The organism is Celeribacter naphthalenivorans (genome assembly GCF_020524585.1).
Lineage (GTDB): Bacteria > Pseudomonadota > Alphaproteobacteria > Rhodobacterales > Rhodobacteraceae > Celeribacter > Celeribacter naphthalenivorans.
Map to the genome: position 1 here is coordinate 165406 of NZ_JAIVLK010000005.1, position 25829 is coordinate 191234.

Consider the following 25829-nt stretch of genomic DNA (forward strand, 5'->3'; position numbering starts at 1 on the left):
TATGGCTGACTTGCTGATCGAGCTCTTCTCCGAAGAAATCCCCGCGCGCATGCAGAAACGTGCCGCCGAGGATCTGAAATCTCTGGTGACGAACGGTCTGGTCGAGGCCGGTTTGACCTATGCCTCCGCGGGCGCCTTCGCGACGCCGCGTCGTCTGGCGCTGTCCATCGAGGGTCTTCTGGACGCTTCGCCGACCACCGTCGAAGAGCGCAAAGGCCCGCGCGTCGATGCGCCGGAAAAAGCGCTCGAAGGGTTCCTGCGGGGGGCCGGTGTCACGAAAGACGAGTTGGAAATCCGCGACGAGAAAAAGGGTCAGATCTATTTCGCCAAGATCACCAAGCCGGGCCGTCCGGCCGCCGAGATCGTGGCCGAGGTGCTTGAGGCCACCGTGCGCAATTTCCCCTGGCCGAAATCCATGCGCTGGGGCGCGGGGAGCCTCAAATGGGTGCGTCCGCTGCACTCCATCGTTTGCCTGATGACGCGTGAAGATGGCGCCGAAGTTGTGCCCCTCGACATCGACGGCATCACCTCCGGCAACACGGTCTGGGGGCATCGTTTCATGTCCTCCGGCAGCTTCAAAGTGACGTCTTTTGATGATTACGCGACCAAGCTGAAACAGAATTTCGTCGTCCTTGACGGTGCCGAGCGCGCCGATCACATCTGGCACGACGCCACCAATCAGGCCTTTGCGCAGGGTCTCGAAGTCGTTGAGGACAAAGGTCTTTTGGCCGAGGTTGCGGGGCTGGTCGAATGGCCGGTTGTGCTTTTGGGCGAGATCGGTGCCGATTTCCTCGACCTGCCGCCCGAGGTGTTGCAGACCTCGATGAAGGAACATCAAAAATTCTTCTCCGTGCGCAATCCCAAAACGGGCCGCATCGAGAAATTCGTCACCGTCGCCAACCGCGAGACCAAGGACAACGGCGCGACCATCCTCGCGGGCAACCAAAAGGTTCTGTCTGCGCGTCTGTCGGATGCGAAATTCTTCTGGGAAAACGACGTGCGCACGGTGGAACGCGACGGCATGGAGGCGATGTCCGCGCCCCTTGCCAACGTCACCTTCCACAACAAACTCGGCTCTCAGGCCGCCCGCATCGCCCGTATCGCGACGCTCGCCGAAGAGATTGCGCCCATCGTGGGGGCAGACTCCGCTGAGGCCGGGGTGGCTGCGAAAGTCGCCAAGGCCGATCTCAGCTCTGAAATGGTCTACGAATTCCCGGAGTTGCAAGGCATCATGGGCCGCTATTACGCCCAAAAAGCCGGGTTGTCCGACGCCGTGGCCGACGCCTGCCGTGATCACTATTCTCCGCTTGGCCCCTCCGACGATGTGCCGACCGAAGCGGTTTCTGTCGCGGTCGCTCTGGCCGACAAACTCGACACTTTGACCGGCTTTTGGGCCATCGACGAGAAGCCCACTGGCTCGAAAGACCCCTTTGCTCTGCGTCGTGCGGCCCTCGGTGTGATCCGCCTGTTGATCACCAATGATGTGCGTCTGCACCTCGACCGGTTCATCGACAGCCAGCTCGTGCTGCACAAGATCGCAGAGGCCGATGAGAATGACGGGATCATCGATACGCTGAAAGAAATCCTCGACGAGATTGCTGAACACGGGGTCTTCGGCGCCGCTTTCGATGCGATTGCCGACAAGCTTTCCGACGCGCAAAAAGACGCGGTGAAACAGGCGGCTGGCAATGTTCCTGACACCTCCGAGGACCTTTTGTCCTTCTTCCACGACCGTCTGAAAGTCTTCCTCAAAGACGAAGGCATCCGTCACGACGTGATCGACGCCTGTCTCGCGATGGAGGGCAATGACGACATCACTTTGCTGGTCAAACGTGCCCGCGCCTTGCAGGCGATGCTCGACACCGAAGATGGCACCAACCTGATCCAAGGGTTCAAACGCGCCAACAACATCCTCAGCCAAGCCGAGGAAAAAGACTGTGTCGAATATAGCTTCGGACCCGATTTGAAATTTGCCGAAGTCGCGGAAGAGAAAGCACTTTTTGCCGCTCTCGATGCGGCGGAAGAGGCGATCAAACCGGCGATGAAAGCCGAGGATTTCACCTCCGCCATGTCTGCCATGGCCGCGATGCGCCCGGAAGTCGATGCGTTTTTCGAGGCGGTTCAGGTCAATGCCGACAACGACATCGTGCGTCGCAATCGTTTGAACCTCTTGGGCCGTATTCGCGACATCTGTCTCTCGGTCGCGGACCTGACCCGGATCGAAAGCTGACCTGAGACCGTTGCTGTGTTACCTTAGCGGCAACGGTTTCGGACGAAATCTCCGCGCCGTTACGGTTAACGGTTGCGCTCACGCGGCCTAGAGGCGTAGCGTGCCGCAACAGGGAGGTGCCGCAGTGCAGCAAGAGAGTGATATCCTTGGGTTCACCCGCATCCGCCGCGTCGCTCCGATCGCGGTAGATACCCATGGCGGGCGGGCGAAATGCCTGCAGCGCCTGATCCGTCTTGATCTGCCTGTGCCGGAAACCGTTGCCCTGTCTTTTGACGCCGTGCATCGCCTCGCCGAGGGGTATCGCTTCGACAAAAAGGCGCTGTTGCGTGTGTTTGGCGATGCGCCTTTGCTCACTGTTCGGCCCTCGTCCGAGGACCCCGATTGGGGCGGACCGGGCGCCATTCTCAACATCGGCATGAACGATGAGCGTCACGCGGCGTTGACGCAGAGCCATGGCTCTGAGGCGGCAGACACGCTGTACTTGCGATTTGTGCAATCTTTCGCGGTGCATGTCGAACGTCTTGACCCGGAATTGTTCGAATTTGACACGTCTATGCCCGTGGCGGAGGCGCTGAAAGCGGCGCTCGATGCCCATGAGGACGAGACCGGCGAGCCGTTTCCGCAAGATCCCGCAGATCAGCTGGGTCAGGTCCTGCGCTCCATGGCGCGGGCTTGGGAGGGCACAACGGCGCGGCTGTTGCGTCAGGCCAAAGGCGCGCCTGCGGACGCCGGGCTTGGGCTGATCGTGCAGGCCATGTCCTTGGGGCTGGGGCCGGGCGAAAGCGGGGCAGGGGTGATGCAGTTGGTGGATTCGAACACCGGCGCGTCGCTGATCAAAGGCCGTTACAAACGCCAGTCGCAAGGCCGCGAGGCGGTCAACACTGGTGAGTTTGACGCAGATGAAGCGCTCTATCTGACCCGTGACAAACGCGGGCCTTCCCTTGAGGAGGCGCAGCCAGAGCTGTTTGAGGCGCTCGTCGAGATGTCGAAACTCTGCCGCGTGCGCCTGCGCGAAGAGATGCAGGTCGAGTTCACCATCGAAAACGGCAGGCTTTCGGTGCTGGACGCCGTGCGGGTGCAACGCAGTTCGCGTGCGGCCCTCCGCATCGCGGTGCAATTGGCCGAGGATGGCATCATCCCGCGCGAAGAGGCGATCACCCGCGTGCCCGCCCGCTCTCTGACCGAATTGTTGCACCAACAGGTTGATCCTAAAGGAAAACGTGACGTCGTGGCGAAAGGCATCGCTGCCTCGCCGGGCGGTGCCGTGGGTCGGATCGTGTTCAATTCCAGCGTGGCGCAGAGCTATGAATCGCGTGGCGAGCCCTGTATCCTCGTGCGGCGAGAGACCACGCCCGAGGACATTCGCGGCATGCATTCTTCCGTCGGTATTCTGACCGAACGCGGCGGGGTCACTTCGCATGCGGCGGTGATCGCGCGTGGCATGGGGGTGCCCTGTGTGGTCGGGGCCTCGATGCGGATCAACGCGCGCGAACGCACGCTGACGCTGTCTGATGGGCGCACGCTCGAAGAGGGCGATATTCTGACGCTCGACGGCTCTGCTGGCGAGGCGCTTATGGGCGCGGTCAAAATGCTGCCGCCGGTGAAGGATCACTGGTATCTGCAACTGATGGAATGGGCCGATGCGATCCGTGACATCGGGGTGCGCGCCAATGCCGACACGCCCGCAGATGCCGCCATGGCGCGGGACTTCAAGGCGCAAGGGATCGGTCTGTGCCGCACCGAACATATGTTCTTTGAGGGTGACCGGCTAACGGTGATGCGCGAGATGATTTTCGCCTCGCGCCACGAAGATCGGGCCGAGGCAATCGCGCGGCTTTTGCCGATGCAAAGATCTGACTTTATTGAGCTTTTCCGCATTATGGAAGGTCTTCCGGTCTGTATCCGCCTGTTCGATCCGCCGCTTCACGAATTCCTGCCCTCGGACCGTGAAGGTGCGAAGGAACTGGCCGAGGCGCTTGATCTGCCGCTCTCCGATGTGACCCGTCGGATCGAATGGCTGTCGGAATTCAACCCGATGCTGGGGATGCGCGGCGTGCGGCTGGGCATCACCTTCCCTGAGATTTACGAGATGCAGGCCCGCGCGATTTTCGAAGCCACCATTGAGGCCTCGAAACACGGTGCGCCGGTGGTGCCGGAGATCATGATCCCGCTGGTCTCGGCCAAACGGGAGGTCGAACTGGTCAAAACCCAGATCGACGGCGTGGCGGCGGCGGTGCGCAACCAGACGGGGGCGGATTTCACCTATCGTCTGGGCGTGATGGTGGAAACGCCGCGCGCGGCCTTGCGCGCGGGCGACATCGCGCAAAGCGCGGCTTTCCTGTCCTTTGGCACGAACGACCTGACCCAGATGGCCTATGGCCTGTCGCGCGACGACGCGGGGCGGTTCATGAACTCTTATGTGCAACAGGGCGTTTTCCCCGAAGACCCCTTCCACATGCTCGATTTCGAAGGCGTAGGGGAGTTGTTGAAAATCGGCGCTGAGCGGGGGCGCAAGGCGCGGCCTGAACTGACGGTTGCGGTTTGTGGTGAACACGGCGGTAACCCCGAATCTATCGCCTTTTGTCGGGCCGCTGGGTTCGATTACGTGTCCTGTTCGCCCTTCCGTGTGCCCGTGGCGCGCCTCGCCGCTGCGCAGCTTGTCGCCTACGGTGCAAAATAGTCACATTCTTATGACAAGGCGCTGAAAATAAAGGCGGATGATGGCCTGTTTGCAGGTGTTTTCCGGCGCTTTGCTGCTTATCTCTTGACTGTCCAGAAAGGGGGCTTGGGGCCCTGGGCTGGACCTTTTGGGACATTTGACCTATCCCCCCGCTCCGAAAACACCCGTGAGGCCCCGCAATCTGGGGCGCAATGGAGGGGCAACCCTATGCAAATCCCAGCTAAGCTCAAGGCGCTCGCGCTTGTGGTTACGCTCGGCGTATCGACACTTCCGGGCCAGTCCCGTGCAGAGGTGACGGTGAGCCACTCGAACGATCCGAACCCGGTGCTTGGGCTCGAGTTGAACGCGCTGTTGAACCAGGAGCGCGACGGTCTTGAAAACGTCGATGCAGATGCGATCGAGCGTCTCTTGGCCAGCTTCAAGCCGAAATCCAACACGCCGACGATCTCCTACACGCAGGACTTCCTCGCCAGCCAACCCGCCGCCGAAGGCGGTGAGCAATGGCAGTGCCTCGCAGAAGCGCTCTATTTCGAAGCGCGCGGCGAAAGCGTCAAAGGCCAGTTTGCCGTGGCCGAGGTGATCCTCAACCGCGTCTCTTCTCCCGCCTTCCCGAACACGGTCTGCGGTGTGGTGCATCAGGGCACGGGCCGCAAATATCAGTGTCAGTTCACCTATACCTGCGATGGCTATGCCGATGTCGTGCGCGAAAAGGGCGCATGGGATCAGGTCGCCAAAGTGGCCAAGCTGATGATCGACGGCGCACCGCGCACGCTGACGCAGGGGGCAACCCATTATCACACCCGCGCCGTAAACCCGCGTTGGGCGCGCGCTTTCGCGAAAACCGCGCAGATCGGCGTTCACATGTTCTACCGGATGCCGCAGGCCTAACGCCTCAGATCACGGAATTGTTTCAGGCCCCGCCGGGAAAACGGCGGGGTTTTGCCATTTCAGCGGTGGGCCTGTGCGCCGGGCGATTGGGTCTTGGCCCATCGTCGCCAAAGCTGTAGCAAAGGCCAAAGTTTCAAGAAGGGACCGTCAATGTCCGAGATCAGACAGGCCTTTGAGCACCCCGAAGCGCGCGCGCTTGCGACCTCGGATGCCATGCCGCTCGACCGGATTTCATTGCGCGACCATGTGGTCGATGTCGAAATCGGCGCTTTTCAGGCCGAGCGCGGCGTGCGCCAGCGCGTGTCTTTCAACATCGTTGTGGAATTGACCCCGGTGACCGGCCCGATTGATGACGATGTCGACCGCATCCTGTCCTATGACCGGCTGACCGAGGCGATCCATATCGAGTTGGAGGCCGAGCGGCTCAACCTGCTGGAAACCCTTGCTGAGCGCATTGCTGAACGCATTCTGGCTGAGCCACGTGCTTTCCGGGTCTTTGTGCGGGTCGAAAAGCTCGACCGGGGACCCGGCGCGCTTGGTGTCGAGATCGTGCGCAGCGCGGATCAGATCGGACATGCTGAGACGATGGAGGCCCCCGTGCCGCATCCGCTGATCGTGCATCTGGGGCCGGAGGCTTTGGCGAGCGCGCAGCTCACCGCCTGGATCGACGCGCTTGAGGCCGATCCGCGGCCTGTCATTCTGACCGTTGGCTTGCCCTCTGGCGACTGGCCCGAGGCGGGGCATAAGGCAGCGCAGCGGCGGATCGATCTTTTGGCGATTGAGCAAAACGCCTGGGTTCTGGCCGGGCGTGACCCCCGCTGTGTCGTGCGTGCGACCCGGACCGAGTTGGATTGGGCGATGAAACACGATCAGATCTCCGTCTGGGCGCCGTCGAAAATGGTGCTCGACGCGGTGCATGGCCCGAAAGGCGACATCGCCGAAATGGTGGCTTGGCTGGCGCAAGAGCTCTCCGCGACAAAGATTCTAAGTCTCGGTGCGGTGGAAATCAAAGGCGCCGAGTGCCGCGACGCGCATACGGCAGTGGAGCTGTCCTGAGATGGTGCAGCCCTTCTATGACCGTCCGATCCCGAGCTGCGATCTGGCGCGGCCCGAGGGCGCGTTGACGCTGGCGGGCGGCTGGTGCTGGTTCACCCATGTCGAACGCCTGCGTCGCGACGCGCCGCCGGAGATTTTGCCTGTTTCTGCGCTGTCCGATGAGACCCGCACGCGGTTGACCTCCACCCGCGCCCCGATGGCGGGGCTCGATCTCCACACGCCTTCGGTGATGAGCATTCTCAACGTCACGCCGGACAGTTTCTCCGATGGCGGCAAATTCGACCGCCCCGAGGCCGCGCTGGCCGAAATCAAAGAGATGATCGCGGCGGGGGTCGAGATCATCGACATCGGCGGCGAAAGCACCCGTCCGGGCGCGGATTACATTGCCATCGACGAAGAGATCACCCGCACCGCGCCGGTGATTGCGGCGATCCGTGAGATCAGCGCTGTGCCGATCTCCATCGACACACGGAAAGCCCCGGTGGCCGAAGCCGCGCTCAAAGCGGGCGCAAGTCTCGTGAATGACGTTTACGCCTTTACCCATGACCCCGATCTGGCGCGTGTGAGCGCGGAAGCGGGCGCGCCGGTCTGTCTGATGCATGCGCAGGGCGATCCCGAGGTGATGCAGCTTGAGCCGCGCTACGACAACGTGTTGCTCGATGTGTATGATTTCCTCGAAGAGCGTATCAAACTGGCCGAGGCGGCGGGCATTTCGCGTGCGCAGATCCTCGTCGATCCCGGCATCGGTTTTGGCAAAACGGTCGAGCATAATCTGGAGCTTTTGGTGCGGATTTCGCTGTTCCATGCTCTGGGCTGCGGCATCCTGTTGGGCGTGTCGCGCAAAGGCTTTATCGGCAAAATCGGCAAGGCCCCCGTGGCCCAAGACCGCGCGCCGGGCACTTTGGCGGTGACCATGGCGGCGCTTGGGCAGGGTGTGCAAATCCACCGGGTGCATGATTTTAAAGAGGCAAAACAGGCGCTTGCTCTGTGGCAGGCGGTAATGGGTTTGAGGAGAGACAGTCATGACGCGTAAATTCTTTGGCACGGATGGGGTGCGCGGGCGCGCCAACAGCCATCCGATGACCGCTGAAATGGCGTTGAAACTCGGGGCCGCTGCCGGACGCTATTTTCGGCGCGACGGCTCGCGCGAGCACCGTGTGGTGATCGGCAAGGACACGCGGCTGTCGGGCTATATGTTCGAAACTGCGATGACGGCGGGTTTCACCTCGACGGGCATGAATGTGTTTCTTTTGGGGCCTGTGCCAACGCCGGCCGTGGGCATGCTCACGACCTCCATGCGCGCGGATGTGGGGGTGATGATTTCCGCCTCGCACAACCCAGCCGAGGACAATGGCATCAAGTTTTTCGGCCCCGACGGCTTCAAACTGTCGGATGAGGCGGAAAGCGAGATCGAGCGGCTGATGGAAGAGGGTGTCGAACCCGCGCAGGCGCAAAATATCGGTCGGGCGAAACGCATCGACGACGGACGCTTCCGCTACAATGAGCGGGTGAAATCGACCCTGCCGCGGGGGATGAATTTCCAAGGGCTGAAAGTGGTGATCGACTGTGCCAATGGCGCGGCCTATCGCACCGCGCCCGAGGTGCTTTGGGAGCTGGGCGCAGAGGTGATCCCGGTGGGCACGGCGCCCAACGGCAAGAATATCAACGATCATTGCGGCTCGACCTATGTCCAGACCGCCGCCGAGGCGGTGGTGGCCCATGGTGCGGATGTCGGCATCTGTCTCGATGGCGATGCGGATCGGGTGATGATCTTGGATGAGACGGGCCGTGTGGCCGATGGCGATCAGCTTATGGGCTTGATGGCCAAGGCCTGGGCCGATCAGGGGCGTCTGTCTGGCGGGGCCTTGGTCGCGACTGTGATGTCGAACCTCGGGCTGGAACGGTTTCTGGAGGCGGAAGGCCTGCGGTTGGAGCGCACCGCCGTGGGCGACCGCTATGTGGTGGAGCGGATGCGGGCAGGGGGCTTTAACCTTGGCGGCGAACAATCCGGTCATATCGTGATGAGTGATTACGCGACCACGGGCGATGGTTTGCTGGCGGGGCTTCAGTTCCTAGCGGCCATGGTGGAGACCGGCAAAAAAGCCTCCGAGCTGACGCAGGTCTTCGAGCCGGTGCCGCAGCTTTTGCAGAACGTGCGGTATGGCACGGGGCAAAAGCCCTTGGATGATGCGGGCGTCAAAGCGGCGATTGCGGCGGCGGAAGCCAAGCTCAACGGCAACGGGCGGTTGCTGATCCGCAAGTCCGGCACAGAACCTCTGATCCGGGTGATGGCCGAAAGCGTGAGCGAGAGCGTTTTGAATACGGCGGTCGCGGATGTCGTGGCGGCAGTGAAGGCCGCAACGCAGTAAACCCTGAAAATGTTCGAAAGAGACAAGAAAGGCGGCTTTTAGGGCCGCCTTTTGTGCTTCGTGACAAGGATTCTACGCGTTTAGCGACCCAGCGGAATGATGAAACCGGTCGAGATGACGCCATAGATATCGTCGTCATAGCCTGTCGCGGCGTTGAGGAAGAGGGATTTGTAATTCAGTTGCACTGAGGGCGCAAAGCCGGTGTAACCCTCGCCAAAGGAGTGGATATAGGCGCCGACAATCCCGGCCTGTGCATGCTCGCCAATGTTCCACATTTTCGCCGCCGATACATGCAGGGACGTGTCCGAACGGCTGTCGCGATAGGCGCCGACGGTATAATTCAGCCCATAGGCACGCTCCGCCCAGGTGAACATCAGCCCCGGATTGAATTCGTTGAAATCATCGCCGTTGTCCTCGCCCCAGTCGCCATAATGATGCGACGCCAGCGGGAGAACGGCGTAATCGGGGGCCAGACCGTCCGCGAAAACAGGCGTGGCGGTCAGGAGAAGGGCGGCAAGAAGGGCTTTGATCTGCATTGGTCTCATGGATTTGGCGTGTCTCTCGGCGTTTTGAACAAAAAACGGCTCCGAATTAAGGCCCTGTCAGGGCAATTGCGAGATCATGCACCGCCGGTGAATGGCGCGTAGGCCAAGGACATGCCGGCGTTCATCAGGGTCCAGATGACGCCCACGATCCTCCACCCGAGACCTGTGTCACCTTTGGGCTTGGCGAGCCAAACGGCGCGGGCGACGAACAGGAAATAGACCCCCAAGGCCACGAAAGACGTTGATAACAGGAAGGAGAGAGACGGAAGAAAAGAGGCAATGGTGAAGAGGAGCACCATCAGGGGCAAGAAAAACAGCGCAGCGAGGTAATTCCCGGCCCAAAACGTGTCGCCCAGCCCTTCGCGCCCGGCCAAGAGGCTTTTCCAGAAGCCAAGGGTGAACATCCGCGCGCGCTCATCGAGGACTTCGTGTTCGTTCTCTGGTGTCAGATCGGCGGGGATGTGGTCGTCATGCTCGGGGTTGGTCATGGGGCACTCCTTTGCGCGCATCCTGCGCATGAAAAAGGGCGCCCCGCAAGGCGCCCTTTCATCGCAGTCCGTCAACCGCGCAATTTGTGGTGCAAGATGATCGGCACCACCAGATCTTCCTCATCCGTCAGATGTCGATTGAGGATCGCGCCGATGTCCTCGGCGTGACGCAGCACCGTGCCGGTCTCGTCATACATGTCGGGCGGGGAGAGCTGCGCAAGTTGCACAACCCGATTGGAGACACGTTTGAAATCGTCCAGCGTGCCATCCAGCTCCTCGTGATCCGTCTCCAACATATCGAGCCCGGTGATCAGACGGCTTTCCGCCGCTCCAAGCTCGGGAAAGAACCGACGGTCTTCCCACGTATGATGCCCGTGCAGGCTCTGGAGCAGGATGTGCCCGTATTTCGCGAGCTTTTGCGCATAAATTTGGTCCTCCATCTTTTTGTCCAGAAAGGCCTCGCTGTCCTCCCGGATATAGGAGGACAAGGCCCGGAATGTGTCATGAGCGCCCATCCATTTCTGGACAGAGCGGGCGAAGTTCGGGTGATCCGGCCAGGTCACGCGCGGATACTCCCGAAGCAGGAGCTGCATCTCTTCGGGCAACCCCTGTCTTTCGTGTGCAGGGTAAGTCATGGCGGGGATATGGGGAGGGCGGGAGGTGTTACAATGGAACATTCTCGCAGGGGCGGTCATCTATCTGCGCACAAAGAGCCGCTTGATCACAGGCCATTGCGAGATGGCGACACCGCCCAGGATCAGCGCCAGTGCAAGGATCAGAGCGGGCGGCAAAGGCTCTCGCAGCACCCAAGCGCCCAACACCACCGACCAGACCGGCACCTGATAATTCACCAGCGTCATGAATGTCGGCCCGGCGGAGCGGATCACCAGCACGCGCAGCTGGTTCATCGCTGCGGTGGAGACGACGCCGAGGAAGATCACGGCGATAAAGGCTTTGAGCGGAGGTACGGTCGGCGCACCTTCCGCGAGGACGGAAAACGGCAGGGTGATCAGCGCGCCCGTGGCCATCATGATCGTGGTCAGAGCGGTCGGATTGATTGGTGGAATGCGGCGGATCGTGATCGAATTGAGCGCGTAACAGAAGGCCACGGTGAGGCAGGCGAGGCGGCCCCAAAGCTCGAGATCTGCGCCGGAGCTGTGCAGCGCGTCTTGGCCGACCAGAAGGAAAACCCCAATGAAGCCAAGGGTGACACCGATGAGGGCGCGCAAGGACAGCCGCTCGCCTGCCACCATGAAATGCGCCATGGGCAAAACGACCAGGGGCACGGCGGCCATGGAGGTGCCGGCAAAACCGGAGGTGACATATTGCTGGCCCCAGTTCAGCAACAGGAATGGAATGGCGGAGGAGACCGCACCGGCCCAGATCAACGCGAGAAGATGCGGTTTGTTGTCGGGATCGCTGCCCATCTTGAACCCGTCGCGGCCCCAAAAGGCGGCCATGACGATGGCGGCGATGGTGAGCCGAAAGGTTGCGAGCCAAAAAGGCGTCACGCCGCGCAAAGCGACCTCGATCAGCATGAAGGTCGAGCCCCAGACAAAGCCCAGAATGCCGACCATGATCCAGGAGGCGGGGGTGATGTTTGGAAGCGGTGTCATTTGACCGAATTTTTCTCTAATGTCCAAAAGCTTTCTGGAGCGCGCATTTTTTGGTGTGATCGTTCATCAAAGGTTTGCTCGATCAAAGAAAGCACTTCTTCAGTTAGAGGGAAGATCCACTCGCAGTCCTGGCGCACTTTTTGGTTTAGAGCATTCAGGCGCGAGTTGAAAAGTTCCTGTAAAGAAACTTCCTCATTTTCAGACCTCATGACACGGATTTCATGACCCTGTTCTCGCCATAAACTCGCAATTTCGAAGCCCTGATCGTGCTCGTCGAAGCTCCTTTCGATCCCCCCGTGAAACCTGATGTTTCTTTCAGTTTTTCTTTGATGTTCTGGGGCCGTTAATTTGCCTAATGGGGCCAGTAGGTTTTTCTGACTCAGCTTTTTCGAAATTTCAAAAAATGAACAATTTTTCTCTCCAAGTCCCAACTCAAAGACTTCGTTTGTAAGTAGTAAACAAATATCTCCAATCGAGATTGCTCGCATCACCGCAGAATCATCTAGAGCGTCTATTAGGCCTTGGAGGTTGAAGTTAAGCGCCTGAATACTTTGAGTTGTCTCTGATATTCTTAGCAAACGTTGGATGCCGCGCAGGCGTCTAATCAAGCTCTGTGTGCGATAGTGCGTCCAAAGGATATATTTCGCATCTGGGTAACGATCGAAATCCTGTTCGCTAGAAAAATTCATTCCAACGATGGCAAGTTCGCTGACGCGAATTACAAACGGATGTTCGCAAATTTTATCTATTTGTAGTTCGAGAGATTCCGGCATTTTTGAAATCCTGCTACAAAAAAGCCCCGACGCAGGAACGCCGGGGCCAATCGTCTTGGATCAAAGAACGCTTAGTTGCGCGATTTGTCCACCATTTTACCGGCGGTGATCCACGGCATCATGCCGCGCAGTTTGTTGCCGGTTTCTTCGATGAGGTGCTCATCGTTGGCACGACGGGAGGCTTTGAGCGTCGGCTGACCAACGGCATTTTCGAGCATGAAGTCACGCACGAATTTGCCCTGTTGGATGTCGGCGAGGACTTCTTTCATGGCTTTCTTGGTCTGCTCGTAGGGCAGGATGCGCGGGCCGGTGACGTACTGGCCGTACTCAGCGGTGTTGGAGATGGAGTAATCCATGTTCGCGATGCCGCCTTCGTAGATCAGGTCCACGATGAGTTTCACTTCGTGCAGACATTCGAAATAGGCCATTTCCGGCGCGTAACCGGCTTCGACCAGGGTTTCGAAACCACAACGGATCAGCTCGACGAGACCGCCGCAGAGCACGGCCTGCTCGCCGAAGAGGTCGGTTTCGCACTCTTCGCGGAAGTTGGTCTCGATGATGCCGGAGCGGCCGCCACCGATGGCGGAGCAATAGGACAGACCGATTTCAAGCGCTTTGCCGGTCGCATCGGTGTCCACAGCCACGAGGCAGGGCACGCCGCCGCCTTTGGTGTATTCGCCGCGTACGGTGTGACCCGGGCCTTTCGGCGCCATCATGATCACGTCGACGCCTTCTTTCGGCTCGATGAGGCCGAAGTGGACGTTCAGACCGTGAGCGAAGGCAATCGCTGCGCCCGGCTTGAGGTTGTCGTGGACGTATTTCTTGTAGGTTTCGGCCTGAAGCTCGTCGGGCATGGTGAACATGATCACGTCACACCAAGCGGCAGCTTCTGCGATGCCCATGACTTTGAGGCCTTCGGCTTCGGCTTTTTTGGCGGACGGGGAGCCTTCGCGCAGAGCCACGACCACGTTTTTCGCGCCGGAGTCACGCAGGTTCAGCGCGTGGGCGTGACCTTGCGAGCCGTAGCCCAGAATGGCAACTTTGGCTTCTTTGATGATGTTCACATCGCAATCGCGATCGTAATAAACGCGCATGTTGGGCGCTCCTTTGTTGTCTTGTCTTCAGGCACGGGCATTTTGCCCTAATGTCTGGGGCGGTTATCGCGCATAGAACATGCTTTTTCGTGACAAAGTTTGACCTATTTTGCATTTTGTGAAATGAAATCATTCGTCATAATTCAAAAATACGAAAATTTCATGCAAGTCGATGACACGGACCGCAGAATCCTGCGTCAAATTCAGGCCGAACCTGAGGCGCAGGCCGCCGATCTGGCCGAACGTGCGGGCGTGACGCCTGCCACATTCGCGCGCCGGTTGGAGCGGATGCGTGAGGGCGGCGTGGTGAAATCCATCCGCGAAGAGGTTGACTGGCGCGCCATGGGCTATGGCGTCGAAGTCAGCCTGCGGATCACGCTCGACAAGACCGAACCGCGCGCCTTTGACGAATTCATCCAAGCCGCGCGCGAGGTGCCGGAGGTGATTTCCATCGGGACCTTTCTGGGCCGCGTGGATGCGCGGCTTTTGGTCATCGCGCGGGATATGGCGGAGTATCAGCGGGTGTACCGCGAGAAAATCCTGACCCTGCCGCATATGACCGACATCGAGGCGTTGATGCAGGTGGCGACGATCAAAGACAGCCAGTCGGTGCCGCTATGAGTGAAGATTGGGAAAAAGACAGCCCCATCGCGCCGCAAGCTCCGCTTTGGCGTGCCTGTGCAGAGGCTGGATTGCCGTATCGCGAAGATCTTCAAAATCTCGCCCGCCTGTCCAGCGCGGCCCATCGGCCTGAAACCAATGACTATGTGACGATCTCTTGCGGTCTCGACATTCCCGCTCTCTCGTTCGCCGGTGTCGGGCTTTGGAATTTTCGCTTCAGTCAGTCGTGGTATCGCGGGCACGTCAGTGGAGACGGGGCACGGGAGGATTGGGCGGACATCACCCTGTTGGCCAATGTCTCTTCTGAGAGCGCGGGGCCTTGGGGGCCACCTCGGGGCGTGGAGGTCGCGCTCAAGGAGATCGAAGAGATTTGGCACGCCTGTTTTGGTCCGCCTGCAAAATTTGGGTCCAGATCAGTTTGGTCTTTCGGCAATGCGTCGTTGGAAATCCTTGTGCAAAATGGTCACGTGATTGCGATGATCTGTCCGCGTTGGCGGCGCCCTGTTCCCGAGACGCTTGTGACATGTTTTCGCGATCCGGAACCTTTGTTCGGGGGAGAGGACCTGGAGGCCTTGGGGCTTGGGGTTCCGCGCTACGCCTGTCAGCCCCATCAAAATATGCCACCTGTCGGCACCTGGCTGAGCCGTGACGGAACATTTATGATCTTGGTGCCCAAGCGTGGCGACTATGTGCATATCGCGCGCGCGTCAGAATTTCTCCGTGTGAAGTGCACTTATATGTGGCCGGCAAAGGGCGGAGGATTTTGCGAAATTTCGCTTGAGAACGACACGCCGTACCGGTTCACACTGTTGGCGCGACGGCCTCCGCAAGATCATGATGTTTCACAATATGATGCGGCAGGAGCGGCGTTGGCACGTCGTCTCGGGATCGCCTTTGAAACCAACTCAAACAATGTCGCCTATGATTGCTGAGGGTTAATCATGATTGAACTCGATGACATCGACCGGCACCTCATCCGCGCGCTTTGCGAGGATGCGACGCAATCGGCGGGGGCTTTGGGGCGCGCGCTTGGCCTCAGTCAACCGGCGACATGGCGGCGGATCAAGCGTCTGCGTGAATCGGGCATCTTCGGGCCGCGTCGCGTGGATTTGAACCTTGAGGCGCTGGGTTTTGGCGTCACCGTGTTCTTGGGGGTCAAACTCGCCACGAAAGGCCGTGTCAGCCTCGAGGATTTCGAACGCGCGGTGCGGGCGATCCCGGAGGTGCAGACGGTGCAGCACGTTTTGGGGCTCTTCGACTATCGTCTCCGCGTCGTGGCGCAGGATTTGCCGGATTTCGAACGCGTGCTGCGGCGACGGATCATGACGCTGCCGGGGGTGGGCAATGTCGAGGCCAATGTGGTCTTGTCCGAGGAGCGCCGTCCCGGGCCCTTGTAGCCGGCCCACTGTAGCCAGCCCGCTGTAGGAGGTCACGGGCATGTTATGCCAATGTTATCGGTTGGGCGACGAAAACCGCCTGTGCGTGCGTTATATATTAACATGTTCAACGACGGAGACACGCCGATGCCACATCAGGACGACCACGCCGACCACGGATTCCGCCACGATTTCCCCCATCTTCTGGGCCGCCGCCGCTTTTTGACTGTCTTGAGCGGGCTGGGGCTCTCGGCCTCTGCGGGGCTTCCCGCCGCCGCGCTCGATTGCGTTGCCATTCCACGCGAAACCGCGGGGCCGTTTCCGGCGGATGGCACCAATCGGCGAGCGGGTCAGATTGTCGATGTTTTGACACAAAACGGCGTGCTGCGCCGTGATATCACATCGTCTTTTGGCGAGGCCAAAGGACAGGCCGAAGGTGTGCCGATCTCTTTGGAACTGACCCTGCAAGACCACGCAGGCTGCACGCCGCTGGAGGGCTATGCGATTTACATCTGGCACTGCGATGCGGGCGGGGCCTATTCGATGTACAACGTGCCGGAGGCCAACTGGCTGCGCGGCCTTGCTGTGGCGGATGCCTCGGGCAAGGTGGCTTTTGACACTGTGGTGCCCGGCTGTTACCCGCGCCGCTGGCCGCATATTCACTTCGAAGTCTTCGAGAGTGCCGAGGCCGCCGTCTCCGGTGCGCGCCCGGTGCTGATCTCGCAATTGGCCTTTCCCGAAGGGCAGATCGGCGACATCTACCAATCGGACCAAGGGCGTTACGCGCACTCGATCCGCAATCTCGCGGGCATCCCGTTGTCGCGCGACAGCATTTTTCGCGACAACAGCGCAGCGGAACTGGCGCAACAGACTGTGGAGGTGGCTTCCGGGACGGGTGTCCTCACTGGGCGTGCAACGATTCCGATTGCGTTGTGAGTCCCTAAGAAAATAAAAAAGGGCGCCGCTTTGGCGCCCTTTTGTTATGTCATTCCGCCGGGGTTTCGCGCGGCGGCAACTGGGCATACCCCGTCACCATCGGTGTCACGAGGTTTTCGCCCTTGCGTTTTTTGTACCAGAAAATCGCGCCGATATGGCCGATCACCATCAGCAGGAGCAGAAACGACAGCGGTTCGTGATAGGACAGCGCCTTACGTGTCACATCGCTCGATACATATTGCGCCAGAGGGCCGACGTTGACGTAATCTTCCGGGTCGGCCAAAAGCCCGCTCGTCACCTGCATCGCCAAGACGATCAGCACGCCGACGACGAAAATTGCCCCCACCGGGTTGTGCCCATAGGAGCGCGACGGCTTGGAGGACGGCAGCGTCCGGGCATAAGCGAAAACCTTGCCCGGACCTTTGACGAACGTGGCGAAACGTGCGGTGGTAAAGCCGACAAAGCCCCAGATCACCCGCAGCACGACGATTACGGCCACGGCATAGCCCGCGTAGAAATGCAGCGTCATCTGGTCGGGGCCGAATTTGCCAAGCCCGAAGGCGGTGAAGAAGGCGATCACCAGCGCCCAGTGCAGCACACGCACCACCGGGTCCCAGAGATAGGTCTTTTCAAGCTGTTCCGTCATGTTTCGCCGAGCCTCGATCAGAAATCAGCGGCGCGGTAGTCGTCGTGGCAGGCTTTGCAGGTGCCGCCCACTTTGCCGACCGCCGGACGCAGCGCGTCCAGACCGGTGCCCGCGACGTCGTTCAGTTCGGCGACGGCTTGGTAAAAGGCCATGCTGGTTTCCTGAAGACCTTCCATGTCGTCCCAGATATTGGCCTTGGCGCGGGTTTCGCCCGGCAGGTCCTCGTTCGAGGTGCCCGGCGCGAAGTAATCGGCGGTGTGGAGGCTGGCGAGCGACAGAAGATCGCCGGCGGATTGGCTGGCAAGATCGGCATCATAGTCGATTTTGCCCTGCGCGATGCCGCCCAAGGTGGACATTTCAAAGCCGACGAGCGTGAAGAATGCGCGACGGGCCTTGGCGACGTCGGAGGGGGATTGAGCAAAGGCGCCGGTGGCAACCGTGGTGGCCGCAGTGGCCGCGATCACGGTGGAGAGGATGAGTTTACGCATTGGATAGGGATTCCCTGTCTGTTTACTGAAATAAAAAGGCGTGTCGCTCGCGCGGTAAAAACGATAATGGCACAAGTCTCATGAAATTGAATGTGACAATCTAACGTTGCGCTGCCGCAAGCTGCGGAAACGGTTCAATTTTTTGTTATGGCGCTTGTGATGTTTGCGCAAACGAAAGGTGTTTGCGCAAACATCTTTTGCGGGAAACAGGGGCAGAGCGGTGTCAGGCCGACAGAATCCGTGTGACCATTTCCGTGGTGTCCCGCGACAGGTTCGGCGTCGCGAGAATGCGCTCCAATTCGGTGCGGATCATGGCCTGACGGTCGGCGTCATAGCGTTTCCATGTCTCGAAGGCCCCGCTCATCCGCGCGGTGGTTTGCGGGTTGAGCGCATCGAGCGCGACCAGTTGATCCGCCAAGAGCCGGTAGGCCGCGCCGCTGGCGTGGTGGAACCCTGCATGGTTGGCCGTCAGGGCGCCAAAGACTGCGCGGAAACGGTTCGGGTTCTTGTTGGTAAACGCCGGATGTTGGCTGAGTGCGGCGGCCACGTCGGCGGCGTTTTCGGGAGCGGCGAAGGCCACCTGCATCATGAACCATTTGTCCATCACGAGGCGGTCATCTTTCCATTGTGCTTCAAAGGCTTGCAGCTCGTCCGCGCCAAGGCCTGCGGAGAGCAGGGCCTGAAGGCTGCCCGCCTGTTCGGTCATATTGTCTGCACGTTTAAACAGGGCCTTGGCCGTCACGCCGCTGTCTTGCAGGCTCAAAAGCCCCAGCACGGCAAGCCGCAGGCTGCGTTTGCCCGAGCCTTCGGCATCCGGGACGAAACCGCCTGTTTCGTTTTCCTTATACAGGGCGGGCAACAGGTCGTGCAGGTGATCGGCCAAGATATGACGTAGCTTTTCGCGGGCCTCATAGATGCGCTGTGGATCGGGGACGACACCGGCATCGACCAAGGTCTGCGCCAGATCGTCCTGCGACGGCAGGCCCAGAGACAGGGCGCGGAAGGCCGGATCGAGGCCGTCATCGATGAGCACCGATTTGATCGCGTCGAGATAGGCAAAGCTTGGTTCCGTGCCGTTGACGATCATCGACAGCAGCGTGTCCTTGGCCAGCGCCCGGCCCATTTCCCATTTCTGGAACGGGTCGGTGTCATGCGCCAAAAGGAAGGCGCGGGTGTCGTTGTCGATCTCGCGCTCCAAAATCACAGGCGCGGAGAAATCGCGCAGTACGGAGGCCACCGGCCGCGCGCCGAGACCCTCGAAGGTAAAGCTCTGCGTGACTTCGGTCATCTCCAAAACGGTGGTTGGAACCACCTCATCACCGTTCGGGCCGATGAGGCCGGTGGCGATGGGGATGACTTGCGGGTTTTTCTCGCTTTGACCGGGGGTAGGAGGCGTGGTCTGGGTGAAGGTCAGCGTCAAGGTGCCGTCCTCCCAATGCTCCTCCATCTTCAGGCGCGGCGTGCCCGCTTGGGCGTACCATTGCTTGAATTGTGCAAGATTACGCCCCGTGACCTCCTCGAAAGAGGCCAGCCAATCCTCGATGGTCACAGCCTCGCCGTCGTGGCGGTCGAAATAGAGATCGCAGCCTTTGCGGTAAGCCTCATCGCCAATCAGACGGCGCAGCATGCCGATGATCTCGGCGCCTTTCTCATAGACGGTGGCGGTGTAGAAATTGTTGATCTCGACAAAGCTTTCGGGCCGCACAGGGTGGGCCAGAGGGCCGTTGTCTTCGCGGAACTGTCGGGCGCGCAGAGTGAGAACTTCTTCAATCCTTTTCACGGCATGGCTCCGCATGTCGCCGGAGAACATCTGGTCGCGGTAAACCGTCAGACCCTCTTTCAGGCACAGCTGGAACCAGTCGCGGCAGGTGATGCGGTTGCCGGTCCAGTTGTGGAAATACTCATGCGCGATGATGCCTTCGATCCGCTCGAAATTGGCATCCGTCGAGGTCTCTTTCGAGGCCAGCACACAAGAGGAGTTGAAGATGTTCAGCCCCTTGTTCTCCATCGCACCCATGTTGAAATCGTCCACGGCCACAATGTTGAAAATGTCCAAGTCGTATTCGCGCCCGTAGGTGTCCTCGTCCCACTTCATCGAATCCTTGAGCGCCTGCATCCCGAAGGCACATTTGCCCTCGTCGCCGGGACGGACCCAGATGTTCAGCTCGACCTCTTTGCCGGATTTCGTGGTGAAGGCGCCGGGGTGATTGACCAAATCGCCCGCGACCAAAGCAAAGAGATAGGATGGTTTAGGCCAGGGATCGTGCCAGACGGCAAAGCCCTCGCCATGCTCGACCGGGTTGCCGTTCGACAAAAGCACCGGCAGATCGCCCTCGACCCGCACGGTAAAAGTCGCCATCACATCGGGGCGGTCGGGGTAATAGGTGATCTTGCGAAAGCCTTCGGCCTCACATTGGGTGCAATACATGCCGTTTGACATGTAAAGGCCTTCGAGCGCGGTGTTGGTCTCGGGCGAAATCTCCACCTCGGCCTCCCACACAAAGGGCGCGTCGGGCACGTCCACCTCGATGCCGCCCGCGACCTCGCGGGGTGTGACAGGGGCGCCGTCAACGGTCGCAGAGATCAGGATAAGCTCCTCACCATGCAGGAAAAATCGCTTTTCTCTTGCCTCAGGATTCGGTGCGAAAGTGATCTTCGAGAGCACGCGCGTCGCCGTCGGATGAAGTTTAAAGGTCAGTTCGACACCATCGATCCGATAGCCGAAGGGGGTGTAGTCCTTGAGGTAAATGGTCTGCGGGGCGGTGTCTTTCATCGGGCGACTCTTTCTAACTGTGATCTTCGAAAGGTAGGCCTGAGCACGCGGGGCTGCAACGGCAGACACGGGAAATTGCGGCCAGTCTCGGACATGTCGGTACAGCGGGATCGCGGCCTTTGGCTTGTGTCCCGGGGGCAGCCGGGTAGTCTGCGCGGTGAAATCCGACAAAATCAGGTGATTCCCATAATGACGCACGTCGACAAATCCGGCCTCAAGGTCGCCCAAGAGCTTGCCCAATTCATCGAAACAGAGGCCCTGCCGGGCACGGGTGTGACGGCGGAGGCGTTTTGGGACGGTCTGGCGGGGATGGTGCGCGATCTGGGGCCGAAGAACCGCGCGCTGCTGAACAAACGCGAAGAGATTCAGACCCAGATCGACGACTGGCATCTGGTCCGCAAAGGGCAGGATTTTGATGCCGCAGACTATACGGCGTTTCTGAAAGAGATCGGCTATCTCGTCCCGGAAGGTCCTGATTTTCAGATCGAAACCAGCAAAATCGACCCGGAATTCGCCACCAAGCCGGGGCCGCAGCTTGTCGTGCCGATCACCAATGCGCGCTACGCGTTGAACGCCGCGAATGCCCGCTGGGGTTCGCTTTACGATGCGCTTTACGGCACGGACGCGCTGGGCGATCTGCCCGGCCAAAATGGGGGTGGCAAGGGCTATGACGCCGAGCGTGGCGCGCGGGTGATTGCCTGGGCCAAGGCGCATCTGGACGCGGTCACGCCGCTCGCGGGGGGCTCCTGGGCCGATGTGACCAAGCTCACCGTGACCAACGGGATGTTGCTGGTCGATGGCACGATGGGCGAGACCGGTCTGGCCGATCCGGCGCAATTTGCGGGCGCCTCTGAGGGCCATGTGCTTCTTGAGCAAAACGGCCTCTACATCGACATCGTGATTGATCCTTCGACGCCCGTGGGGGCGCAGGATAAGGCCGGGATTTCCGACATTCTGCTTGAGGCCGCCGTCTCCGCGATCATGGATTGCGAGGATTCTGTCGCGGCCGTGGATGCCGAGGAAAAAGTTGGCGCCTACCGCAACTGGCTTGGCCTGATGAAGGGTGATCTGACCGAAGAGGTCGCGAAAGGCGGCAAGACGTTCACCCGTGCGCTTCATGGTGATCGTCTGTTCACGGCGCCGGACGGATCGGAGGTCACCCTGCAAGGCCGTGCCATGATGTTGGTGCGCAATGTGGGCCATCTGATGACCAACCCGGCGATCCTCTACGCGGAAGGGTTGGAGATCGGCGAGGGCATCATGGACGCGCTTGTGACCGCGATGATCGCCATGCACGACCTGCAAAAAACCACAGGCCCGCGCAACTCGCGCGAAGGCTCCGTCTATGTCGTGAAACCGAAGATGCACGGGCCGGAAGAGGTGGCTTTCGCGGATGAGATTTTCACCCGTGTCGAAGAGATATTGGGCCTCGAGCCCAACACCGTCAAACTCGGCATCATGGACGAAGAACGCCGCACCTCGGTGAACCTCAAAGAGTGTATCCGCGCCGCCAAACACCGCGTCGCCTTTATCAACACCGGCTTTCTGGACCGCACCGGCGACGAGATTCACACCTCGATGGAAGCCGGGCCGATGATCCGCAAAGGCGAGATGAAGGATCAGCCGTGGATCAAATCTTATGAGGAGCGCAACGTCGATATTGGCCTTGCCTGTGGTCTCAAAGGACGCGCGCAGATCGGCAAGGGCATGTGGGCCATGCCGGACCTGATGCATGCGATGCTGGAGACGAAAATCGGCCATCCAAAAGCGGGCGCGACCTGTGCCTGGGTGCCGTCGCCCACTGCGGCCACGCTGCACGCGACGCATTATCACAAGGTCGATGTCTTCGCCGTTCAGGATGAGATCGCCAAAGGCGGGGCGCGCGGCACGCTCGACGACCTTTTGACCATTCCGGTGGCGAAAGGCGTCAACTGGTCCGACGATGAAATCACCGCTGAGATTGAAAACAATGCCCAAGGCATCCTTGGATATGTGGTGCGCTGGATCGACCAAGGCGTCGGCTGTTCGAAGGTGCCGGACATCCATGACGTCGGTCTGATGGAAGACCGCGCCACCTGCCGGATTTCTTCGCAGGGCCTCGCCAACTGGCTGCATCACGGCGTTGTCTCCGAGGCGCACGTCATGGAGGCCATGAAGAAAATGGCCGCCGTCGTGGATCGTCAGAACGCGCATGATCCGCTCTATAAACCGATGGCGCCGGGGTTTGACGGCATCGCCTTCAAAGCGGCCTGTGATCTCGTGTTCAAGGGGCGTGTGCAGCCCTCGGGCTATACCGAGCCGGTGCTGCACGCGCGGCGGCTGGAACTTAAGGCGCAGGGGTGAACCATGGCGCCGATCTCGCTGGAGCAAGCCCAGTGCATCATTGCGACGGCGATGGCCTTGGGCCAAGCACAGGGCTGGAACCCTTTGAGCGTCGTGGTGGTGGATGCGGGCGGGCATGTTCAGGCCTTCGCCCGCGCCGACACCGCGCCGCCGGGGCGGTTCGATCTGGCCTATGCTAAGGCCAAAGGCGCGGTGCTCATGGGGCTCAATGGCGCTGAATTGGCGGATCGTGCGGAGCGGATGCCTCAGTTGATTTCGGGCGTGCAGTCGGCCTTTGGTCAACTTGTGGCGCTGCCGGGAAGCGTGTTGGTCCTGTCCGAGGCAGGTATTGTGATCGGCGCCGTGGGCGTCGCGGGCGACACGCCCGAACATGACGCCGAGGCGGCGCGCGCGGGCATCAAGGCGGCGGGTCTCGCAGCGCGTCCCTAAGTGATTTCGTGTTTGATCAAAAAACGGGCGGATCAGCCTTGCGCACACCCCGCGCACAACCGTTGTGCTTTCGCCAACGGTACTCCGGGCCGCTCCCCCCTTTTTTCTCCTCTCAAAGCGCCTATTGTAATGTCAAAAGGGGAGTAGAATATGACACGACCAGTCGTCGGCATCATCGGCAACACGGACCTGCTGAACGGGAGCTACCCGGCCTATACGGGCGGGCGGATGAATGCCGAAGCCGTGGCGGAAGTGTCGAACTGCATGCCGCTTTTGATCCCGCCGCATCCGAATTTCGTCTCTGTCGCGGAGTTGATGGAGGCCTGTGACGGCTTTCTCTTCACCGGCGGGCGTCCGAATGTGCACCCCGAGGAATACGGCGAACAGGAGACCGAAGCACATGGCGATTTCGACCGCTGTCGCGATGCTGTGGCTCTGCCGCTCATTCGCGCCTGTGTCGAGGTGGGCCAGCCGATTCTGGGCATTTGCCGCGGATTTCAGGAGGTCAACGTCGCCATGGGCGGTACGCTTTACCCGGAAATTCGCGATCTGCCGGGGCGGATGAATCACCGCATGCCGCCGGATGGGACGTTGGAGGAAAAATTCGCGCTGCGTCACCCGGTGCGCCTGTCGGAAGAGGGCGTGTTCCACAAGCTTCTGGGCGCCGATGAGGTGATGACCAATACGTTGCACGGGCAGGGGATCAAGAAACCCGGTGCCCGCATCGTGATCGACGGCTATGCGCCCGATGGCACGCCCGAGGCGATCTATGTGAAGGATGCGCCGGGGTTCACCTTGTCGGTGCAATGGCATCCGGAGTATCGCGCGGGCGAAGACCCGGTGTCCCGGCCGCTGTTCGAGGCCTTCGGTCAGGCGGTCTATAAATTCGCCGAAGCGCGACGCGGCAAGGTGACCGAGGACGCGTGAGGCGCAGGCCCTATGTGACGCCTGTCTGAAAAATCGTTTATTCGGAGCGATGCGGAGAAAGTCTTTCTCCGTCAAAGGTATGGCGTTTACGTGCCGGTGACCTATCTCTCTATATGACTGCCGCTTTTGTGCCTGAGGACAGAGTTGGCGCAGCCCAAAAACTTGGAGACAGACATGAAGATCGACCTTTCTGGAAAAACCGCCATCGTGACCGGCTCGACCGGTGGTATCGGGCTTGCCATTGCCCAAGGGCTGGCGGAGGCAGGGGCCGAAGTTGTTATCACCGGGCGGTCGCAGGAAAATGTCGATGCAGCCCTGTCTACGATCACAGGCGCCGCGCGCGGCGTCGTGGCCGATCTCGGCATGGCGGAGGGCTGTGCGGCCTTGATCGCGGCGGAGCAAGAGGCGGATATTCTCGTCAACAATCTGGGCGTCTACGGCCGTCAGGATTACTTCGACATTTCGGATGACGAATGGGAGCGCTATTTTCAGATCAACATCATGAGCGGCGTGCGCCTGTCGCGGCATTATGCCCAAGGCATGCGGGATCGCGGTTGGGGTCGGATTCAATTTATCTCCAGCGAATCCGCTCTGAACATTCCGGCGGATATGGTGCAGTACGGCGTGTCGAAATCGGCACTTCAGGGTGTGTCGCGCGGCCTCGCCAAAGTGCTGGCCGGGACGGGGGTGACCGTCAACACCATCCTGCCGGGGCCGACGCGCACCGAGGGTGCGGTCTCGATGATCAAGGGCATGGCCGACGATCGCGGGGTGACGCCTGAGGAAATGGAAGCGCTGTTCTTGCAGGAAAAACGCCCCTCTGGCCTTTTGGGCCGGTTCGCGGCGCCCGAAGAGGTGGCCGCCATGTGCGTCTATGCCGCCTCGCCTCAGGCCAGCGCCACGACGGGGGCGGCGCTCAAGGTCGAAGGCGGGATTGTCGAAAGCATCTCTTAAAACTTAAGGGCGCGGCGTGCGCCATGTCGCGCCCTTAAAGCTGTTTCTGCATTCGAAAATTCTCGATCGCGACGCTGTCGCGGATCACGCTTTGCCGGGCCACCATCTGCCAGCCGCGTTTTTCAAAGAAACGACGCGCAAGGTGGCTGGCTTCTGTGTCCATCTGGGTGAGGCCGAGACGGCGCGCTTCCGTTTCGCAGGCGTCATAAAGTCGGGCAGCGGTGCCTTTGCCCATCTCTTCCAGCGCGACATAGGCAAAATCGATGTGGCCGTCGTGCCCCATGGTGAAAAAGCCCCGGATTTTGCCCCAGCGCGTGGCGCAGATCGCAAAGCCGCTGGTCAGACGGTCTGGCCAGCTGTCGGGGGCATGGTCGCGTGCGGGCGCCCAAGCGGCGCGCTGTTCCGGCCCATAAAAGCCGCCCGTGCCGCCATGGACGGTGCGGTGAAAGAGCGCATAGCAGGCATCTGCATCTTTTGGGGTCAAAGGGCGAAGTTTCATGGAGGCGCTTCTAAAGCGTTTTTCTTTTTATCTGAAACAGGAAAAAAGAAAAACGCAGTGCAACGTATGAGCGTTGCGAGCGCTTCACATTAAATCTG

At 60.2% G+C, this 25829-nt stretch carries 24 protein-coding genes; 14 read left to right on the top strand and 10 right to left on the bottom strand.

What is annotated here, in order from left to right:
• The first annotated feature begins 1 nt into the window (after nucleotide 1).
• The 6 genes from glyS (at nucleotide 2) to glmM (ending at nucleotide 9223) form a co-directional block, all read left to right on the top strand.
• Entirely contained in the window at nucleotides 2-2230 is a 2229-nt protein-coding gene (gene glyS / locus LC094_RS12320) for a glycine--tRNA ligase subunit beta (RefSeq protein WP_226553095.1), read from the top strand.
• Nucleotides 2231-2354: 124 nt separating this feature from the next.
• Nucleotides 2355-4910, top strand: coding sequence for a putative PEP-binding protein (locus LC094_RS12325; protein ID WP_226553096.1), 2556 nt, complete (start codon nucleotides 2355-2357; stop codon nucleotides 4908-4910).
• 207 nt (nucleotides 4911-5117) lie between these two features.
• A complete protein-coding gene (locus LC094_RS12330) occupies nucleotides 5118-5798 on the top strand; it encodes a cell wall hydrolase (protein WP_226553097.1) in 681 nt (226 codons plus the stop codon).
• Between the two features lie 150 nt (nucleotides 5799-5948).
• Nucleotides 5949-6854 carry a dihydroneopterin aldolase gene (locus tag LC094_RS12335; RefSeq protein ID WP_226553098.1) on the top strand — a complete coding sequence of 302 codons (906 nt, stop codon included), beginning with the start codon at nucleotides 5949-5951 and terminating at the stop codon, nucleotides 6852-6854.
• Between the two features lies 1 nt (nucleotide 6855).
• Nucleotides 6856-7887: a dihydropteroate synthase gene (gene folP, locus LC094_RS12340; RefSeq protein ID WP_226553099.1), complete on the top strand. Its 1032-nt coding sequence runs from the start codon at nucleotides 6856-6858 to the stop codon at nucleotides 7885-7887.
• Nucleotides 7877-9223, top strand: a complete 1347-nt coding sequence (gene glmM / locus LC094_RS12345) for a phosphoglucosamine mutase (protein ID WP_226553100.1) — start codon at nucleotides 7877-7879, stop codon at nucleotides 9221-9223. Before folP ends, glmM begins: the two co-directional genes overlap by 11 nt.
• A gap of 80 nt (nucleotides 9224-9303) precedes the next feature.
• Here the strand turns inward: glmM and LC094_RS12350 are convergent, their stop codons facing one another.
• From LC094_RS12350 to ilvC, 6 genes are all read right to left on the bottom strand, one after another.
• Nucleotides 9304-9759 carry a hypothetical protein gene (locus tag LC094_RS12350; protein ID WP_226553101.1) on the bottom strand — a complete coding sequence of 152 codons (456 nt, stop codon included), beginning with the start codon at nucleotides 9757-9759 and terminating at the stop codon, nucleotides 9304-9306.
• A gap of 83 nt (nucleotides 9760-9842) precedes the next feature.
• On the bottom strand, nucleotides 9843-10256 hold the full coding sequence (locus LC094_RS12355) for a hypothetical protein (RefSeq protein WP_226553102.1): 414 nt from the start codon (nucleotides 10254-10256) through the stop codon (nucleotides 9843-9845).
• A 71-nt stretch (nucleotides 10257-10327) separates the two neighbouring features.
• A complete protein-coding gene (locus LC094_RS12360; protein ID WP_226553103.1) occupies nucleotides 10328-10861 on the bottom strand; it encodes a hemerythrin domain-containing protein in 534 nt (177 codons plus the stop codon).
• Between the two features lie 90 nt (nucleotides 10862-10951).
• A complete protein-coding gene (locus LC094_RS12365; RefSeq protein WP_226553104.1) occupies nucleotides 10952-11872 on the bottom strand; it encodes a DMT family transporter in 921 nt (306 codons plus the stop codon).
• On the bottom strand, nucleotides 11869-12645 hold the full coding sequence (locus tag LC094_RS12370) for a Cthe_2314 family HEPN domain-containing protein (RefSeq protein ID WP_226553105.1): 777 nt from the start codon (nucleotides 12643-12645) through the stop codon (nucleotides 11869-11871). The genes LC094_RS12365 and LC094_RS12370 overlap by 4 nt, the downstream gene beginning before the upstream one ends.
• A gap of 71 nt (nucleotides 12646-12716) precedes the next feature.
• Nucleotides 12717-13739 carry a ketol-acid reductoisomerase gene (gene ilvC, locus LC094_RS12375; protein WP_226553106.1) on the bottom strand — a complete coding sequence of 341 codons (1023 nt, stop codon included), beginning with the start codon at nucleotides 13737-13739 and terminating at the stop codon, nucleotides 12717-12719.
• 162 nt (nucleotides 13740-13901) lie between these two features.
• Here ilvC and LC094_RS12380 point away from each other — a divergent pair, with 162 nt between their 5' ends.
• From LC094_RS12380 to LC094_RS12395, 4 genes are all read left to right on the top strand, one after another.
• Nucleotides 13902-14360 carry an Lrp/AsnC family transcriptional regulator gene (locus LC094_RS12380; protein WP_226553107.1) on the top strand — a complete coding sequence of 153 codons (459 nt, stop codon included), beginning with the start codon at nucleotides 13902-13904 and terminating at the stop codon, nucleotides 14358-14360.
• A complete protein-coding gene (locus LC094_RS12385; RefSeq protein ID WP_226553108.1) occupies nucleotides 14357-15292 on the top strand; it encodes a hypothetical protein in 936 nt (311 codons plus the stop codon). Before LC094_RS12380 ends, LC094_RS12385 begins: the two co-directional genes overlap by 4 nt.
• A gap of 9 nt (nucleotides 15293-15301) precedes the next feature.
• Nucleotides 15302-15757, top strand: a complete 456-nt coding sequence (locus LC094_RS12390; protein ID WP_226553109.1) for an Lrp/AsnC family transcriptional regulator — start codon at nucleotides 15302-15304, stop codon at nucleotides 15755-15757.
• 126 nt (nucleotides 15758-15883) lie between these two features.
• Entirely contained in the window at nucleotides 15884-16672 is a 789-nt protein-coding gene (locus tag LC094_RS12395; protein WP_226553110.1) for a dioxygenase family protein, read from the top strand.
• A 49-nt stretch (nucleotides 16673-16721) separates the two neighbouring features.
• Here the strand turns inward: LC094_RS12395 and LC094_RS12400 are convergent, their stop codons facing one another.
• The 3 genes from LC094_RS12400 to pepN all read right to left on the bottom strand — a co-directional run bounded on the left by LC094_RS12400 (nucleotide 16722) and on the right by pepN (nucleotide 20579).
• On the bottom strand, nucleotides 16722-17318 hold the full coding sequence (locus LC094_RS12400; protein WP_226553111.1) for a cytochrome b/b6 domain-containing protein: 597 nt from the start codon (nucleotides 17316-17318) through the stop codon (nucleotides 16722-16724).
• Between the two features lie 17 nt (nucleotides 17319-17335).
• Nucleotides 17336-17806, bottom strand: coding sequence for a c-type cytochrome (locus LC094_RS12405; protein WP_226553112.1), 471 nt, complete (start codon nucleotides 17804-17806; stop codon nucleotides 17336-17338).
• Nucleotides 17807-18029: 223 nt separating this feature from the next.
• Nucleotides 18030-20579 (bottom strand): aminopeptidase N, encoded by a 2550-nt coding sequence (pepN, locus tag LC094_RS12410; protein ID WP_226553113.1) that lies wholly within the window; start codon nucleotides 20577-20579, stop codon nucleotides 18030-18032.
• Between the two features lie 189 nt (nucleotides 20580-20768).
• Here pepN and LC094_RS12415 point away from each other — a divergent pair, with 189 nt between their 5' ends.
• The 4 genes from LC094_RS12415 to LC094_RS12430 all read left to right on the top strand — a co-directional run bounded on the left by LC094_RS12415 (nucleotide 20769) and on the right by LC094_RS12430 (nucleotide 25232).
• Complete coding sequence (locus LC094_RS12415) at nucleotides 20769-22922, top strand: malate synthase G (RefSeq protein WP_226553114.1); 2154 nt, start codon at nucleotides 20769-20771, stop codon at nucleotides 22920-22922.
• A 3-nt stretch (nucleotides 22923-22925) separates the two neighbouring features.
• Nucleotides 22926-23351 (top strand): GlcG/HbpS family heme-binding protein, encoded by a 426-nt coding sequence (locus LC094_RS12420; RefSeq protein ID WP_226553115.1) that lies wholly within the window; start codon nucleotides 22926-22928, stop codon nucleotides 23349-23351.
• 150 nt (nucleotides 23352-23501) lie between these two features.
• Complete coding sequence (locus LC094_RS12425) at nucleotides 23502-24278, top strand: gamma-glutamyl-gamma-aminobutyrate hydrolase family protein (RefSeq protein WP_226553116.1); 777 nt, start codon at nucleotides 23502-23504, stop codon at nucleotides 24276-24278.
• 174 nt (nucleotides 24279-24452) lie between these two features.
• Nucleotides 24453-25232, top strand: coding sequence for an SDR family NAD(P)-dependent oxidoreductase (locus tag LC094_RS12430; RefSeq protein WP_226553117.1), 780 nt, complete (start codon nucleotides 24453-24455; stop codon nucleotides 25230-25232).
• 34 nt (nucleotides 25233-25266) lie between these two features.
• On the opposite strand, the gene LC094_RS12435 is transcribed toward LC094_RS12430, so the two are convergent.
• The gene (locus LC094_RS12435; RefSeq protein ID WP_226553118.1) at nucleotides 25267-25731 is read right to left on the bottom strand and encodes a GNAT family N-acetyltransferase; all 465 of its coding nucleotides are present in this window, start codon (nucleotides 25729-25731) and stop codon (nucleotides 25267-25269) included.
• Between the last annotated feature and the right edge of the window lie 98 nt (nucleotides 25732-25829).

Bases quoted from the DNA above. Each gene is read 5' to 3' on its own strand.
- glyS (WP_226553095.1), top strand. From the start codon at position 2: ATGGCTGACTTGCTGATCGAGCTCTTCTCCGAAGAAATCCCCGCGCGC.
- LC094_RS12330 (WP_226553097.1), top strand. From the start codon at position 5,118: ATGCAAATCCCAGCTAAGCTCAAGGCGCTCGCGCTTGTGGTTACGCTC.
- LC094_RS12335 (WP_226553098.1), top strand. From the start codon at position 5,949: ATGTCCGAGATCAGACAGGCCTTTGAGCACCCCGAAGCGCGCGCGCTT.
- folP (WP_226553099.1), top strand. From the start codon at position 6,856: ATGGTGCAGCCCTTCTATGACCGTCCGATCCCGAGCTGCGATCTGGCG.
- glmM (WP_226553100.1), top strand. From the start codon at position 7,877: ATGACGCGTAAATTCTTTGGCACGGATGGGGTGCGCGGGCGCGCCAAC.
- LC094_RS12350 (WP_226553101.1), bottom strand. From the start codon at position 9,759: ATGCAGATCAAAGCCCTTCTTGCCGCCCTTCTCCTGACCGCCACGCCT.
- LC094_RS12355 (WP_226553102.1), bottom strand. From the start codon at position 10,256: ATGACCAACCCCGAGCATGACGACCACATCCCCGCCGATCTGACACCA.
- LC094_RS12365 (WP_226553104.1), bottom strand. From the start codon at position 11,872: ATGACACCGCTTCCAAACATCACCCCCGCCTCCTGGATCATGGTCGGC.
- LC094_RS12370 (WP_226553105.1), bottom strand. From the start codon at position 12,645: ATGCCGGAATCTCTCGAACTACAAATAGATAAAATTTGCGAACATCCG.
- ilvC (WP_226553106.1), bottom strand. From the start codon at position 13,739: ATGCGCGTTTATTACGATCGCGATTGCGATGTGAACATCATCAAAGAA.
- LC094_RS12380 (WP_226553107.1), top strand. From the start codon at position 13,902: ATGCAAGTCGATGACACGGACCGCAGAATCCTGCGTCAAATTCAGGCC.
- LC094_RS12385 (WP_226553108.1), top strand. From the start codon at position 14,357: ATGAGTGAAGATTGGGAAAAAGACAGCCCCATCGCGCCGCAAGCTCCG.
- LC094_RS12390 (WP_226553109.1), top strand. From the start codon at position 15,302: ATGATTGAACTCGATGACATCGACCGGCACCTCATCCGCGCGCTTTGC.
- LC094_RS12395 (WP_226553110.1), top strand. From the start codon at position 15,884: ATGCCACATCAGGACGACCACGCCGACCACGGATTCCGCCACGATTTC.
- LC094_RS12400 (WP_226553111.1), bottom strand. From the start codon at position 17,318: ATGACGGAACAGCTTGAAAAGACCTATCTCTGGGACCCGGTGGTGCGT.
- LC094_RS12405 (WP_226553112.1), bottom strand. From the start codon at position 17,806: ATGCGTAAACTCATCCTCTCCACCGTGATCGCGGCCACTGCGGCCACC.
- pepN (WP_226553113.1), bottom strand. From the start codon at position 20,579: ATGAAAGACACCGCCCCGCAGACCATTTACCTCAAGGACTACACCCCC.
- LC094_RS12415 (WP_226553114.1), top strand. From the start codon at position 20,769: ATGACGCACGTCGACAAATCCGGCCTCAAGGTCGCCCAAGAGCTTGCC.
- LC094_RS12420 (WP_226553115.1), top strand. From the start codon at position 22,926: ATGGCGCCGATCTCGCTGGAGCAAGCCCAGTGCATCATTGCGACGGCG.
- LC094_RS12425 (WP_226553116.1), top strand. From the start codon at position 23,502: ATGACACGACCAGTCGTCGGCATCATCGGCAACACGGACCTGCTGAAC.
- LC094_RS12430 (WP_226553117.1), top strand. From the start codon at position 24,453: ATGAAGATCGACCTTTCTGGAAAAACCGCCATCGTGACCGGCTCGACC.
- LC094_RS12435 (WP_226553118.1), bottom strand. From the start codon at position 25,731: ATGAAACTTCGCCCTTTGACCCCAAAAGATGCAGATGCCTGCTATGCG.